Source organism: Peribacillus sp. R9-11 (genome assembly GCF_031345095.1).
GTDB lineage: Bacteria > Bacillota > Bacilli > Bacillales > DSM-1321 > Peribacillus > Peribacillus butanolivorans.
On sequence record NZ_CP133763.1, the window covers coordinates 640,567 to 655,452 of the forward strand.

General features: G+C 34.1%; 13 protein-coding genes and 1 riboswitch. Of the genes, 9 read left to right on the forward strand and 4 right to left on the reverse strand.

Annotated features, from left to right (window positions below):
- Positions 1-124: 124 nt before the first annotated feature.
- Together RE409_RS03045 and RE409_RS03050 are read left to right on the forward strand one after the other, a co-directional pair.
- The gene (locus RE409_RS03045) at positions 125-1,513 is read left to right on the forward strand and encodes an amino acid permease (protein WP_116821393.1); all 1,389 of its coding nucleotides are present in this window, start codon (positions 125-127) and stop codon (positions 1,511-1,513) included.
- 692 nt (positions 1,514-2,205) lie between these two features.
- Positions 2,206-2,284, forward strand: a riboswitch (ZMP/ZTP riboswitch).
- A gap of 54 nt (positions 2,285-2,338) precedes the next feature.
- Positions 2,339-3,931 carry a glutamate/serine transporter AimA gene (locus RE409_RS03050; protein WP_309558508.1) on the forward strand — a complete coding sequence of 531 codons (1,593 nt, stop codon included), beginning with the start codon at positions 2,339-2,341 and terminating at the stop codon, positions 3,929-3,931.
- Positions 3,932-4,285: 354 nt separating this feature from the next.
- On the opposite strand, the gene RE409_RS03055 is transcribed toward RE409_RS03050, so the two are convergent.
- Positions 4,286-4,969 carry a Dph6-related ATP pyrophosphatase gene (locus tag RE409_RS03055; RefSeq protein ID WP_201222227.1) on the reverse strand — a complete coding sequence of 228 codons (684 nt, stop codon included), beginning with the start codon at positions 4,967-4,969 and terminating at the stop codon, positions 4,286-4,288.
- A 370-nt stretch (positions 4,970-5,339) separates the two neighbouring features.
- Between RE409_RS03055 and RE409_RS03060 the strand changes: the two genes are divergently transcribed.
- On the forward strand, positions 5,340-6,716 hold the full coding sequence (locus tag RE409_RS03060) for an FAD-binding oxidoreductase (RefSeq protein ID WP_309558509.1): 1,377 nt from the start codon (positions 5,340-5,342) through the stop codon (positions 6,714-6,716).
- A 94-nt stretch (positions 6,717-6,810) separates the two neighbouring features.
- On the opposite strand, the gene RE409_RS03065 is transcribed toward RE409_RS03060, so the two are convergent.
- Both RE409_RS03065 and RE409_RS03070 read right to left on the reverse strand, forming a co-directional pair.
- The gene (locus RE409_RS03065; RefSeq protein WP_053344397.1) at positions 6,811-7,023 is read right to left on the reverse strand and encodes a hypothetical protein; all 213 of its coding nucleotides are present in this window, start codon (positions 7,021-7,023) and stop codon (positions 6,811-6,813) included.
- A 448-nt stretch (positions 7,024-7,471) separates the two neighbouring features.
- Entirely contained in the window at positions 7,472-8,530 is a 1,059-nt protein-coding gene (locus tag RE409_RS03070; protein ID WP_201222223.1) for a GH25 family lysozyme, read from the reverse strand.
- A gap of 270 nt (positions 8,531-8,800) precedes the next feature.
- Between RE409_RS03070 and RE409_RS03075 the strand changes: the two genes are divergently transcribed.
- Positions 8,801-9,361 carry a thioredoxin family protein gene (locus RE409_RS03075; RefSeq protein ID WP_201182955.1) on the forward strand — a complete coding sequence of 187 codons (561 nt, stop codon included), beginning with the start codon at positions 8,801-8,803 and terminating at the stop codon, positions 9,359-9,361.
- A gap of 229 nt (positions 9,362-9,590) precedes the next feature.
- Here the strand turns inward: RE409_RS03075 and RE409_RS03080 are convergent, their stop codons facing one another.
- On the reverse strand, positions 9,591-10,136 hold the full coding sequence (locus RE409_RS03080; protein ID WP_201182953.1) for a helix-turn-helix domain-containing protein: 546 nt from the start codon (positions 10,134-10,136) through the stop codon (positions 9,591-9,593).
- Positions 10,137-10,626: 490 nt separating this feature from the next.
- Here RE409_RS03080 and RE409_RS03085 point away from each other — a divergent pair, with 490 nt between their 5' ends.
- The 5 genes from RE409_RS03085 to RE409_RS03105 are packed head-to-tail and all read left to right on the forward strand — an operon-like array spanning position 10,627 to position 14,886.
- The gene (locus RE409_RS03085) at positions 10,627-10,866 is read left to right on the forward strand and encodes a PLD nuclease N-terminal domain-containing protein (protein WP_201182951.1); all 240 of its coding nucleotides are present in this window, start codon (positions 10,627-10,629) and stop codon (positions 10,864-10,866) included.
- Entirely contained in the window at positions 10,863-11,768 is a 906-nt protein-coding gene (locus RE409_RS03090) for an ABC transporter ATP-binding protein (protein WP_201182949.1), read from the forward strand. The genes RE409_RS03085 and RE409_RS03090 overlap by 4 nt, the downstream gene beginning before the upstream one ends.
- Positions 11,765-12,553: an ABC transporter permease gene (locus tag RE409_RS03095; protein ID WP_201182947.1), complete on the forward strand. Its 789-nt coding sequence runs from the start codon at positions 11,765-11,767 to the stop codon at positions 12,551-12,553. Before RE409_RS03090 ends, RE409_RS03095 begins: the two co-directional genes overlap by 4 nt.
- Before the next feature lie 49 nt (positions 12,554-12,602).
- Positions 12,603-13,319, forward strand: coding sequence for an ABC transporter ATP-binding protein (locus RE409_RS03100; RefSeq protein WP_201182945.1), 717 nt, complete (start codon positions 12,603-12,605; stop codon positions 13,317-13,319).
- The gene (locus RE409_RS03105; protein ID WP_201254202.1) at positions 13,294-14,886 is read left to right on the forward strand and encodes a hypothetical protein; all 1,593 of its coding nucleotides are present in this window, start codon (positions 13,294-13,296) and stop codon (positions 14,884-14,886) included. Before RE409_RS03100 ends, RE409_RS03105 begins: the two co-directional genes overlap by 26 nt.

Consider the following 14,886-nt stretch of genomic DNA (forward strand, 5'->3'; position numbering starts at 1 on the left):
TAAGTATGGAAAATGAATCAACAGTTGTTTTGATCTAAATTGAGAGTTAATTAGGGGCTAGAAAAAAACTTTAATAACCTTGTACGAAGTATAGTCGCTAATATTACATCTGGAGGAATTAATCATGTCAAACAAAGAATTAAAGAGAGGGCTAGAGGCACGTCATATTCAGATGATCGCTTTGGGCGGTACCATTGGTGTTGGGTTATTTATGGGATCAGCAAGTACGATTAAATGGACTGGACCATCTGTAATGCTAGCTTATGCTATCGCTGGTCTTTTTATATTTTTCATCATGCGTTCTATGGGAGAAATGCTTTATTTAGAGCCTACTACGGGTTCGTTTGCAACATTTGCGAGTAACTATATTCATCCTTTAGCAGGTTATATGACTGCATGGAGTAATTGGTTTCAGTGGGTAATCGTCGGAATGTCCGAGATAATTGCCGTTGGAATGTATATGAAGTATTGGTTCCCAGATTTACCCGCATGGATACCAGGTGTGATTGCCATGGTTATCCTAGGGGCTGCAAACCTCATTTCTGTAAAATCTTTCGGGGAATTTGAATTTTGGTTTGCGCTTATTAAAATTATAACGATTGTACTGATGATTATTGCTGGACTAGGTCTTATCTTTTTCGGGTTTGGAAATGGCGGTGATGCAATTGGATTATCAAATCTTTGGGCAAATGGCGGCTTCTTCACCGGGGGCTGGACAGGGTTCTTCTTTGCGCTTTCCCTTGTTGTAGCATCCTATCAGGGCGTTGAACTTATCGGTATCACTGCGGGTGAAGCGAAAAATCCAACGAAGACTGTAACAAAAGCTATCCAAAGCATCATTTGGCGTATTTTAATATTCTATATTGGCGCTATTTTTGTCATCGTGACAGTCTTTCCTTGGAACCAACTAGATGACATCGGTAGTCCGTTTGTTTCAACCTTTGCTAAAATAGGTATTACTGCAGCAGCAGGTATTATTAACTTTGTCGTAATCACAGCGGCGATGTCTGGATGTAATAGTGGGATTTTCAGTGCAGGTCGTATGCTTTACACTCTAGCAATGAACGGTCAAGCTCCTAAAATCTTTGCGAAAGTATCTAAAAATGGAGTGCCAGCTTATTGTACGATTGCTGTCCTTTTAGGTTTAGCAATTGGTGTTGTCTTGAACTACCTTGCACCGCCACAACTATTCCTTTATGTTTACAGTGCTAGTGTTCTACCTGGAATGATTCCATGGTTTGTCTTACTTATTAGTGAGCTTAAATTCAGAAAGGTAAGAGCTGCGGAAATGGAAAACCACCCGTTCAAAATGCCTTTTGCCCCTTACAGCAACTATGCAACAATTGCATTTTTACTGATGGTGCTGGTTGGTATGTGGATTAACCCTAGTACTCGTATTTCCCTGATTGTTGGGGTCGTTTTCCTAGCTATAGTCGTAGCAAGTTATTACATTTTAAAAATGGAGAAGCGAGTACCATTAGAGGCTAAGACCGATGATGATATTTCCAGCTAAGAAGCAAGTAAGGATTTAGGGACATCATCTTGTTCAAGGAAACATTAAAATACTATTAATCTACGTTCATCATTCTAGCTATGCTGAGTGTGTTTCACTGTTAGTTTAAATATAATAGATACTAATTAAAGTTGTGCATAAATTGTGGACAAAGCAAAGAGAGGTCTTCATCCCTCAGGCTTTTTCCCCAACTTGTGCATGACTTTTTTTGCGGAAGAAAAGAACACTGGGAGTAAAGGGGGAATAATCCAGTGAAATTGAAAACCGATAAGGTATTTTAGAAATATGGGGGATTTATATCCCATTGTGGTCATGGAACCTCCCCACCGTTATGGTTGATTCTAGCAAATCGGTTATTTCGAACAAAGTTGCTTTGATATTATTGCAATAAACCCGAACCTTAAAAGGAATAAAGAAAATCGGGAAACCCATTAATTTGGAACGGTTTATTTTGCACATATAAGCTATTAAAGATTTTTAAGTATAATGTTAAAGGGAAATGATTATATTGTTGAAGCATATAGTTCTAGAAATCGAATGTTTGTTTTTTGAGCTTAATCCACCTAATTTTTTCAAATTAAAAAGAATATTAATAGTGAATTCCGAAAAAACAATGGGATTATTTATAAAATATAAATGTTTTTCAAGTATTGTGAAATTAAATATAATCCTATATACTAAAAAAAAACTATTTTTCTATATGTAACTGGCGCAACATGGAGTACCATGGGGGAGCATATAGAGTATAAGCCGCGCGCCTGGGCAAACACTTGATTTTTTTAGATCAAGTGTTTTTTATTTTCCTAGGAAGAGGTGTAGGTAGGGATGAGTAATATGCATAGAAAGATGGGGACTTTTGCTTTAACTATGACAGGTATTGGTTCTATTATCGGCTCAGGTTGGTTGTTCGGAGCGTGGAAAGCTGCCCAGATTGCAGGACCAGCAGCTATTTTTTCTTGGATTATCGGTATGGTTGTAATTTTATTTATCGCATTATCTTACGCAGAGCTTGGGGCAATGTTTCCTGAAGCTGGAGGAATGGTTAAGTATCCTCAATACTCGCATGGCTCTTTTATTGGATTTTTAGCTGCGTGGGCAAACTGGATATCTATCGCTTCGACTATTACCGTTGAGGCCATTGCTTCAGTACAATATATGAGTACGTGGCCTTGGGAATGGGCCAGATGGACTCATTCTTTAGTTGATAACAATATCTTAACGATCAAAGGATTATTCATAGCTTCTTTACTACTATTGTTCTATTTCTTCGTCAACTATTGGACAGTTAACCTTTTTGCTAAGGCAAATTCATTTATTACTATTTTTAAATTAATTGTTCCAGGTGTAATGGCAGGATCGTTATTTTTTGCTGGATTTCATGGTGAAAACTTTACAAGTTCTCAAGGGATCGCACCATATGGTTGGGCAAGCGTTTTAACAGCAGTAGCTACTTCTGGTATCGTGTTTGCGTTTAATGGATTTCAAAGTCCCGTTAATATGGCAGGAGAAGCTAAGTCTCCGAATAAGTCTATACCTATTGCTGTTATTTGGTCTATTCTAATTGCAGGTTTTATATACGTTATATTACAAGTTGTGTTTATCGGTGCAGTTGATCCGTCTATGATCGTGAACGGATGGAGTCATCTGAATTTCAATTCACCTTTTGCTGATTTGGCAATTGCTCTTAGTCTTAACTGGTTAGCGATTGTATTGTATGTAGATGCATTTGTATCACCGTCTGGTACAGGTGCTACTTATACAGCGACAACTTCGCGTATGCTTTATGGAATGCAGAAAAATGGGTACTTACCGAATATCTTTGGTACATTACATCCACTTTATGGTGTTCCTCGTCCAGCGATGTTATTAAACTTAGGAGTATGTTTTATCTTTTTATTTTTATTCCGCGGATGGGGCGTACTTGCTGAAGTGATTTCAGTTGCTACACTTATTTCGTATATCATGGGGCCAGTTGCATTGGCAACATTAAGACGTACAGCTTCTCATTTTAATCGTCCATTTTACTTAAAAGGTGCTTCTATTATTGCACCATGTGGATTTGTTTTTGCATCGCTTACTTTATATTGGGCGCGTTGGCCATTAACAGGAGAAGTGGTTTTCATCATTGCCATTGGACTTCCTATTTACTTTTATTATCAAGCGAAAAATAAATGGAATGGATTCAAAAAACAATTTTTATCAGGTGTTTGGATGCTTCTTTACTTAGGTTGTATGATATTGATTTCTTATATTGGAAGTGAGAAGTTCGGCGGAAAAAATATTCTTACATTTGGCTGGGATATGGTGGTCATCGCATGTCTTGCACTTGGCTTTTATTGTTGGGGAGTTAAAAGCGGGATTAAAACAGAATACATGGCTGAGGCTGAAAAAATTAACAAAGAATTTTTCAATAAATAACTTTTAGTGTAGACATCGCTATATGAGTAGAATGAAAACATGGTTACTTTATGACCATGTTTTTTTTGTGTGCTGGCGATTGGAAGGGTATTCCCATTAATAGGCATGGGAAATTTTATAGTTAAAAAAATAGCGTATTTTGCCAGATATAAAATCAATCCATAATCAGTTAATAGTGAGCTATACAAAATCTTCATCGTAATTATAATGGAAAATGGAGATTTACTCAGTTTGTATCTTGATAAGATTAAATCCGCAATTAATGTAAAAGCTGAATTGAGATCATAAAAAAAGGTGTCAGGCATCCTTTTGGGTTTTTGTCCCTTAAGATACCTGACAATAGTAATGAAGAATTTACACTTTTACCACACGTTTATAGCCAACCTCGCTGAAAAATTGATTAGCAGGAAGTACAAACATTTCATCTTCCAAGTCTAGTTGTATCGGATTAGAGAAAATGTCTCCGTTATATACGAATGAGTGATATTCACCAAACTCACCACATGGATCTACATCACCTGGTAAATCTTCAATAAATTTTTGGTCCAAATCTCTTCCTAAAAAAGAAGGATCGAGCTTATCTAAACGAATGCTGACAATTTTCGCTTTATACCCTAAATCAATAAACTCCTGGACTAACTGTTTCGTGTTGATTCCCGCTAAAGGAAGGATTAGTTCATAACCATTAGACTCAACTAAGTTCTTTTTGTATTCGATACAATCCTCCAGAAAAAGATCTCCAAATGCAATTTTTGAGATACCTTGATTGCCAAAAAAATTCATGGCGTCAATAAGGCCTTTTTCAAAACCTTTTCCATCATATAAAGGATATTGAATTTTGTATAATGGAATTCCAATGGATTCTCCTTGAGCTTGAATCAATTTAAAATCAACCATGTGTCCGGATGTTTCATCATCAGTTGTTACGGTTGTAAGCAATGATACGACTTCATATTTGTTTTCTTTTAACAGCTTATGAAGCATATACGTGGAATCTTTGCCACCACTAAAGCAAGCAATGATCTTTTCTTTCAACATCAATCCATCTCCCTTTTGTTCCGTTTATTTCTATCGTACGGACTTTAGCTGCGTGAATCAACAAAGAAGGGGGGCGAGTAGAGTGCATACAGTCATCACTTGTTAAGTTTATTGAAATTGTTACGATTAAATTGGTGGCATTCACGAGTAAAACTGCAAAATTCACGAGTAAAACATGAAAATTTACGAGTTAAGTGTGCTCAATCATATAGAAAACTATATATCCTACTTTTTTAAGGTACGGATGTTGAGTAAAAAGTATGAATTAGATTAAATGAAATCCTTTCCTGCCTATAGAATGTGTCTTCTCCTAAAGATTTTCATAGTATATAGCATCCTCTCTACATCATCTGAGAAAGGGGGCTATATTTTGGAAAAGACAAAGCTTACCGGGCGGGTCGTTACACCTGGTGATTCTGAGTATGAGCAGGCAAGAATAAATAATAATTTAAGCTTCCCAAAATTCCCAAAGATAATTGTATTTTGTCAGAATACAAAGGATGTACAAAATGCATTGAAGTGGGCGAGGGAGAATCATATACCTTTTCGGGTGAGGAGCGGCCGACATAGCTATGAGAACTTTTCATTAGTAAATGGCGGTCTTATTATTGATGTCAGCGAAATGGATAGAATCAAGGTCAATCGTGAAAAAATGATTGCAAAAATAGAAGCCGGAGCTAATTTAGGGAAGGTATATAATAAATTATGGGAATACGGAACGACTATCCCTGCAGGTACCGAAAGCAGTGTAGGCCTTGTAGGCCTTACGCTCGGCGGGGGAATTGGCATGTTAACGCGGTTGTTTGGACTTACTTGTGACAATCTAATTGAAATAGAAATGGTAAGAGCAAGTGGGAGTAAAGGGGCCGAACTCATTAAAGCAAACAAGAATCATAATAGTGATTTATTTTGGGCTTGCTGCGGCGGGGGAGGAGGAAACTTTGGCATTGTCACGTCCTTTACATTCAAGGTGCACCCGATTTCTAGGGTTTCAGTCTTCTCCATTACATGGGGATGGGAAGATTTCGAAGCAGTATTTAATGCATGGCAAAATTGGGCACCTCACACGGATGACCGACTAACATCAGAAATAGAGTTTAAGTCAAAGGAAGTAAATCAAATTATCGCTCAAGGTGAATTTGTAGGTACGTCATCTAGGTTAAAGCAACTTCTTCAGCCTTTAACGACAACCGGTTCACCAACTAGTGTATTGATAAAGGAAGTTCCATATATTGAAGCTGTACGGTTCTTTGACGACCCGAGTGGAAACCAATCAGCCCATCGAAAGAGATCAGGATCTTTTCTTAATAAACCTTTTCCAAAGAAAGCGATATTGACGATGAAACAATTTTTAGAAAAAGCACCAAATGAAAACTCAGGCATTTGGCACCAATCTCTTGGAGGAGCAGCAGGCAAGGTCGAACCAAAGAAAACGGCTTTCTATTACCGGGACGCCATTATTGCACAGGAATACCTAGCTACTTGGAACAATCCTGAAGAAGAAAGGGAAAACATACGTTGGATCAAAGAATTAAGGAGTGCCTTATCACCGTATACGACTGGTGACTATGTGAATTGGCCTGATAGGCAAATCAAAGATTGGCCAACAGCGTATTATGGAGAAAATTTTAAACGGCTTCGAGAAGTAAAAACTGCATATGATCCATTTAATACGTTTAAATTTCCTCAAAGCATTCCACCTTATAATAGTGGTTTTAAGAAAAACAGGGGCGCTCCCTTTTTATAAGGTTTGCTAAACTATGTGAATAACTAAAAAGGCCTAATCCACTTATGGGTATAGGCCTCTTATCATCTAGCTTTTGTGACATTATATTCTTAATTTACTCCGTTTTTTGAGTTTGCATTACACTGTAAACTTGACTTACATATGATTGGGCTTGTGCGATTTCCGAAGCAGCTTGTTTAATTGCTTCTTGTGCCAATGTTGGGTCCGATGAGGATTTTTCAATTGCTTGACTAAGTAAAGTTTGTGTAAGAGTAACATTTGCTTTTGCTTGATTTAATTGATTGACATCGATTTGTTGTTGAGGCATTTATTTTCTCTCCTTATTTCCTATTTTGAATTACTCCTTTAGGATGACCTTTCTTTTCTTTTTTATAAGGAGAAAAAATATAAAAATGTAAACACGATGATCCTGAATTTGAATCATTGAAACATACAAAACGGATATATGGAAATTTTCACTTAAATGAAGTTGGGTGTGTAACGAATAGATAAACTAGTAGTAGCGAAAATAAAGAATGTAGCGAAATTTAGCGTATAACTTGTGGACAATGCAAAGAGGATATGGAGTAATTCTTATCCTTCAAGCCTCGTAGCAAAAATTGTGTATAACTTTTAATTGTTTTTAGATGGAGAAATACGATGTTAAATAAAAATGTGTATGCGCTGTGCGGTATGGGAATAAAGAGAATTTATTAGTTCAAATAAGGCAAGAAAAACATGAAACAAGCATGACTTTATTTGTTATAATTCTATATTTATTTACTTCGAATTCTCAATTTTTCACCTGCATAAATACGATTAGGGTTTTGAATATCATTCCATTTAACAAGTTCCTTTACTGTTGTATGATATCGCAATGCCAATTCATGTAATGTATCTCCTTGTTTCACTACATAAACAAATGCATGTGGATGGCGTGTTTGATGTTTATCATGAATAGTAATATGAAGTTTTTCATTTTTATTAAGGAGATTAGGGTTTTTGATGTGGTTTTCTGCAACAATCGCATCAACGGTTGTGTGATACAGCTTTGCTATTTTTGACAAAGTATCACCGGATTTCACGCGATAGATAATAGTGGTTGATTTGGAGGTAGGTTTTGTTGTGGGTTTCTTTATTTTAGATGAGTCTTTCAGGAACATTCCTTTGTTAAAATAATCTAAGTCGACAGTACCGGATATTCCAGGAATCCTTCCATTATCAGAGTATTGCCATCCAGACCATGTTGACCATTTTACTTGATTGGAAGGTTGTCCAACACCATAATCAGCAATCCAGAGCGGGTATTTGGTCAATGATTTATCTAGTACATAGGTTGCGTTATAGGCATTACTATAAATTACTGCCTCCTTACCGCTTAGTTCTTCTACCCTTTTTATAAAAGCTTTTGAGATCATGTTAATTTCAATGTTTGTCAATCCTGCCAAGTCTTCAAAATCCATCGCAATTTTACCGTTAAATTCTTTATTACTTATTAATGATACAAAAAAGTGTGCCTGATATTCCGCTTGGGATACACTTCTAGCTGTCACGTAATGATAGAAGCCTATTCGTAGTCCGGCTTTCATGGCTTTCTCATAGTTTTTATGAAAATAAGGGTCGACATAGTTATTTCCTTCACTTGAACGTATATAAACAACTTCAATTCCAGAAGATTTTACTTTTTCAAAGTCAATCTCCCCTTGCCATTCACTGACATCGATTCCATGAATCAGAGTGGGACTAGCTGGCTTTAATGCATAACTAATGCTAAATGGAATAAGACATCCTAGTAAAAAAAAGGATAGTAAAGTTATTAATATTTTTTTAGCCAATGTATATCATCCTTTCCGGGATTAAAAGTCCATTGTTTATGTCTTGAGCTTGTACAACATCTTATTCTTATATAATAAATGTGTGTATGGGACGCTCACGATTTTCGCAAGACGAAAAACAAGGTTTGTTAAACAGAAAACATGTTTTTACTTATCAGGCTGCTGTTAGTGATCCACAACTCGGAAAATCTTGTTGATTATTAGAGTGGAAACAATGAAATCATAAGTTGTTTATGGTACTTTTAAATAAATAAAGATAGGAGAATTATGATGACGACTTTGAATGAATGGTTTGAAAAGGGGATTCCTGCTAAAGACTTTGTTGCTTCGATGAATGTTCATAAAGAAAGCTTACAATCGATTTATGATCGGTTTTCTGTTTCGGAGGTAGACCAAGATTTTTTTAATGATTTAAAAGCGAAAGACCTTCGAGTTATTATCATTACTGAAGACTGGTGCGGAGACGCGATGATGAATATACCTATTCTTTTAAACATTGCAGAAGCCGCAAATATTGAAACTCACATGGTTTTACGTGATCAAAACCTTGAGTTGATAGATCAATACTTAACAAATGGAACAGCGCGTTCAATTCCTATTTTTATATTTATTGATAAGAATGGTGAAGAAAAAGCGGTTTGGGGGCCTCGTGCACCAAAGGTACAAGAGAAAGTAATGGAGTTGCGATCAGTTCTGCCAGCTAAGGATGACGAAAGCTTCGAGGCTGAGCAAAAAGAAGTATTTAAAAAAATGACTAAAGCTTTTTCTGAAGATAAACAGCTTTGGAACGAAGTATACAGCAGTATAAAAGAAGCCTTAGTAAAGATATAAAATCTGAATTACTTCCTCGTTTAAAACGCGGATATTTTATTGTTCTATAAACCCGACTACCTTACTGAAAGCCTCTCCGATAAGAAGAGAAGCGTGGGTGTAACTCAAAAAAAAACGAGTGTAAAACGTAAGCTGTTTTACACTCGTTTTGTTATTTGTAGTGTTTTTTTCTATATGTTAAGGATATGGTTCATGGCGCCTTGTTTTGGGGCAGCCTTTTTTCATTTGTTTATGATTCTGGAATAATGGTAACGCCAATGGTTCGAATTGGAGAATCCTGTTTAGCACTTTGGTTCGTGGCTTTGTAGTATTTTAACATTAGATCGTTTAATTCATTTTGAAAGTTAATAAAACTTTCATCATCAAGCTTTAGTTCTAAAAGTGAAAAGGTTGAACCATCTTCTGAGCAATCTCGTTCTTCTAATTTAGTAAGGTAATTTTGATATTGAGTCATAAGTGATAATTGATAATACGAATAATAGTTCAACTTTTTCTCATTAGAAGATTTTTTCCACTCTTCTCCACTAAGCCGTGCCTCTTCTTCATTTAAAACGTAGTATTTTTCGGAAACTGATCTCACTTTTTTCTCTTTCACAATGCGAATAACTCCAGAATCTAACAAAACTTGTATATGTCGATACAATGTTGCCTGAGGTACATCTTTAATGATTTTTAACATTTCTAGTGGTGTTAATCCATTTTCTCTGTTTCTCATTAAAGCTTGGGAGATCTTTATTCTTACGGGGTGCATTAAAATTTCAGCTTTATTAACCATTTTATTCTCCTTACATTAGAAATTTGATACTACATAATGATAATCAATTCGATAATCCCAATATTGTTCTTTTCTTATCATATAGATCACGAATAATAACTTCATTTTGTCATATAGTGTATGGTTAAATCATTTTCATTTAAGTAAGATAATAGTAGAAGAATACATTTAATCAAATTAGAAAATTTTTATCGTAATGTATTTTGAAGAAAGTAATATGCATTTTTTTAAAAATATATGTAATTATTTTTTAAAAAGATGAAATGAGTTCATACAATAGGATTAAAAAATCCTAGCTTTTAGCTTACATAAATCCCACTATATTTTTGTTGTTATTTATAATGATAATATTATCATTATAAATAACAATAAAAACTAAAACAATATTTTTAAAAGAAAATAAATAGGTGCAATATTCCAATTATCATGTTATCATTATCAATAATGATAACATTTTATTTTGAGTTATTAAATTATAGGAGTGGTAGTTATGCAATTGCATTACGGATGGGACGAATTTAAGAATATTGATTTCATGTCTTTTCTGCCGATTATTTTACCGGTAATTGCTATTGGATTTATTTTAGTCCTTATAGCTTTAATTGATTTATACAGACATCGAAAAACGAGGAAAAATATTTTATTGTGGACACTCATTATTATTTTTGTAAACACTCTTGGTCCAATACTGTACTTTGTTATTGGTAGAAAGGACAGTGACAGAATATGAAATTAGAAATCAAAAATGTTACTAAAAAATTTAAAGAAAAAACAGCGGTTAATAATTTTTCAATGGAACTACAATCAGGGGAATGTGTTGGATTGATAGGGCCTAATGGGGCAGGTAAATCGACACTAATAAAAGTTATTGCAGATATTATAGATCCAAGCATGGGAGAAGTCTTACTTGGTGGTAAGAAAATTTCTAAAATGAAAAGGGAAATAGGCTACTTACCACAATACCCAAACTTTTTTCAATGGATGACTGCCAAAGAAACCCTTACTTTTATGGGACAGCTATCAGGAATAAAGAAGGAAGAATTAACACGGAGTATTCCAGAAATAATGTCGAAAGTAGGGTTAAGTGGGGAAGAGAATTCAAAGGTAAGAACCTTTTCAGGTGGAATGAAACAGAGACTTGGAATTGCACAAGCATTGTTACATAAACCATCTTTGATTGTAATGGATGAACCGGTTTCGGCATTAGATCCAATTGGTCGAAGAGAAGTTCTAAATATAATAGAAGAAATAAAGAAAGAGACGACCATTTTATTATCAACACATATATTAAGTGATGCAGAAGAAATATGTGAGAGATTTGTCATTATAAAGAATGGTGAAAAAATTGAAGATACTACAATGACAGAATTATTAAACAGGAATAGTGAAAATAAAATTAATGTTGATTTAACAGTTAAAAATCAAGAATGGATTGAAATCGTTAAAAGCTTAAACTTTGTAAAAGGTGTAGAGGTAATTGGAAATAAATTAAAAATAGAAGTGGAAAATATAGAATTAAATAAGAATTTATTACTGGCGAGTGCTCTGGAACACAATGTTGATCTTGTACGGTTTGAAATAGATAACGATACATTGGAAGAGATATTCTTAAAATTGGTGGTGGGAAAATGAATAATTTTACCGTTTTAGCGAAAAAGGAATTTGTGCAGATGGTACGTGAATTCAAAGTTATTTGGCTGCCTCTTGTATTTATATTTTTAGGATTAACTCAACCAGTTGTTAGTTATTACTTACCTTCAATATTAAAGGCACTAGGTGGAGGCCAAGGGATCACTATTGATCCAAGTATGGCTGCTCAAAAAGGCGGCGAAGTACTTGCTAGTACATTAGGGTCTCAATTTGATCAATTAGGGGTCATGATTATAATCGTTTCCATGATGGGGGTCGTACAGTCTGATAAAGCAAATGGTATGTTAGCCTTTATTCTTACAAGACCTGTTACGGTTGTTTCTTATATAAGTGGAAAAGTTATTTCCAATTATTTGTTTGTTGCTTGCAGTGTAGTGCTAGGATACTTGGTCTCATATCTGTATGTTATTTTATTGTTTACGAGAGTTGATTTTGTGGACTTATTAGTAGCTTTGTTGTTCTATCTGATGTGGATTCTATTTATAGTTTCATTCACGACAATGATCAGTACTATTTTTAATAGTCAGGGTATTATTGCATTAATATCAATAGTATTTTTACTGGGCTGTAGAATCGTAGTGGGTTTAAGTCCTGTTATAGACAATGTGAACCCGGCAAGTATGAGTAAACATGCTATGGAAGTACTTATTTTAGGAACAGTCAATACAGATGTAATCTGGAGTGTAATATCGACAATTGTATTGTCAGCACTAACAATCTTAGTAACAAACATATGGATTTCTAAAAAGAAATTTAATAATGAATAAGTAGAAGGCAGAAATGTGTTAATCATGAAGTGATGGGGGGATGATAACATTGTTAAGCATCACAGATTTAGAAAAAAGTTACTCAACCAAGAAAATTTTAAACGGTGTAAATTTACAAATAAAAAAAGGGGAAATTTTAGGTTTTATAGGAGCAAATGGTGCAGGGAAAACAACGACATTAAATATTATTACGGGCATATTAGATTATGAAAATGGAATGGTTGAAATAAATGGGCTGACCAAAGAAGACGGCATAGAATATAAAAAACAATTTTTCTTCATCCCTGATACTATTAATGTATTTAAAAACGTTTCGGGGTTGGACTGGATTCGTTTTTTGATGAACCTATATGATAATGAGGACAACGAAAGTTTGGATGAATATATCAGTCGGTTTGGTATGCAAGAGTCCATTAATAAGCCAATGGGAAGCTATTCCTATGGAATGATGCATAAAGTATCATTGATAGCAGCTTTTACAATAAATCCACCGATCATCATTATGGATGAACCATTAAATGGATTAGATCCAAACGCAGTGTTAGTTTATAAGGGTTTAATCAAACAATACGTTGAAAAGGGTGGTACAGTATTTTTCTCAACACATTTGTTAGATGTAGCAGAGAAAGTTTGTAATACAGTGGCTATTTTAAAAGAGGGAAAAATCATCTTGCATGATGAGATAAAAAATATTATAGGTGAAAGTTCATTAGAATCTATCTTTATGGAGGCGCAAGTATATGAAGGAAAAACTTCAATTAACTAGATTTATTGTTTCCTCCTTCTATAAAAAGCCCAAGCAGACAATGCTACAGGTTGTATTAATAATAGCCGTTTTTTATATGTTTTTACAATTAACTGTTGTAAACGCCTTTGTTTATTTTCTTGGAAACACTCAAGTTTTTATGTTTTACAATCTAACAATTTCTAGTGTTCTCGTCTTTGCATTGGTTTGCTATTTATCTACTTCACAAGTTTTTGCTTATTATGAATTTAACGTACTAGCACCTCTCCCACTCTCATATAAGAAGATTTCAACAGCAAAAGTGATCAGTAGCTTATGGGTGCCTATCGTCTTATCAATGGCAGTCCAAGTACCGACCTTAGGGTTCTTGATAATCGATCTAAAGTTTGTGGAAGCGATTAAATTGTTGTTATTTATACCAGTTGTCAATGGATTAATAGCATTGCTCCTTTTATTTATTCTATCTTGTATAAATAGATATTATTATAAATTTAAAAATAAAGTAGCATATTTAATGGTGAACATTGCTGTCATTATACTGCTTTCGATTATTTCAATTATTTATTTTGCTAGCAAATCAACAATTAAAATGTCAAAGGTTTTTTCGGAAATTGATATAACTTCTATTGAAGGGCTAAAAAACTCGATAGAATTTATACTAAAACACATTTATGAAACCGCAAACATGATTCCAGTGATAAAGTGGATCATCAATGCTTTTGCTTCAAATCAAATAACTGTTCAATTTTTTATAATTTATATTTCTATAGTAATACTTAGTCTCTTATTATTTTCTTTTATTATAGAAAATATTTCTGTGAATTATTTTAAAAATGGGTTATTAGAAAATAACAAAACGAGCTTGAAAAACTCAAGGGTTCATATCACTAAAAATCAATGGAATAACTATTTACAAAGAGAGATATGGATTATTAAGTCTGAAGCTTATTTTAAAATGCAAGTAGCTTTAGGTCTTTTATTACCGCCAATATTTTCAATTGTAATGCTATTGTTAATACAGAATGAAGTGCTTCCGAATTATTTAAACATAACAAAAGAAGGAGTTTTTGATAAATACTTTTCATATTCGGTCCTTTTCTTGTGTTGTATAAATAATATAAGTGGAACCCCTTATTCAAGAGAAGGGAAATACCATTATTTATTGAAGAGTGCACCGTTTAATAAAGGATATGTGTATTTTTCTAAAGTAATATTTTCATCAATAATGAGTATTATAGCCGTAGTAGTTAGCTTTTTGTTCTTTGCACTGTTTGGTCATTGGAAATTAGAAAATGTAGTCATGTTAATAATTATTTCTTGTTTAGTAGTTTGCTACAATCTTCTAACACCAATATTTGATATGAAAAACCCAAGTATAGAATGGGAGAATCCATCTGAGGCAATTAAATCAAACCCAAATGTATTAATAAGTCTATTATATGGATTGCCAATTTTAATCATTATTGCAGCCATTCATTTTTGCTTGATTTGGTTCAGTGTCCAACCTCTCTTAGCAGCTCTGATAATATTAATGATCGTAATAATAACAATTTCTATTTTGATAAATAGGTTGAAAGTGGCTTTATAA

Excerpts from the sequence above, each read along its gene's own strand:
- RE409_RS03045 (WP_116821393.1), top strand. The coding sequence starts at position 125 with ATGTCAAACAAAGAATTAAAGAGAGGGCTAGAGGCACGTCATATTCAG.
- RE409_RS03050 (WP_309558508.1), top strand. The coding sequence starts at position 2,339 with ATGAGTAATATGCATAGAAAGATGGGGACTTTTGCTTTAACTATGACA.
- RE409_RS03055 (WP_201222227.1), bottom strand. The coding sequence starts at position 4,969 with ATGTTGAAAGAAAAGATCATTGCTTGCTTTAGTGGTGGCAAAGATTCC.
- RE409_RS03065 (WP_053344397.1), bottom strand. The coding sequence starts at position 7,023 with ATGCCTCAACAACAAATCGATGTCAATCAATTAAATCAAGCAAAAGCA.
- RE409_RS03075 (WP_201182955.1), top strand. The coding sequence starts at position 8,801 with ATGACGACTTTGAATGAATGGTTTGAAAAGGGGATTCCTGCTAAAGAC.
- RE409_RS03080 (WP_201182953.1), bottom strand. The coding sequence starts at position 10,136 with ATGGTTAATAAAGCTGAAATTTTAATGCACCCCGTAAGAATAAAGATC.
- RE409_RS03085 (WP_201182951.1), top strand. The coding sequence starts at position 10,627 with ATGCAATTGCATTACGGATGGGACGAATTTAAGAATATTGATTTCATG.
- RE409_RS03090 (WP_201182949.1), top strand. The coding sequence starts at position 10,863 with ATGAAATTAGAAATCAAAAATGTTACTAAAAAATTTAAAGAAAAAACA.
- RE409_RS03095 (WP_201182947.1), top strand. The coding sequence starts at position 11,765 with ATGAATAATTTTACCGTTTTAGCGAAAAAGGAATTTGTGCAGATGGTA.
- RE409_RS03105 (WP_201254202.1), top strand. The coding sequence starts at position 13,294 with ATGAAGGAAAAACTTCAATTAACTAGATTTATTGTTTCCTCCTTCTAT.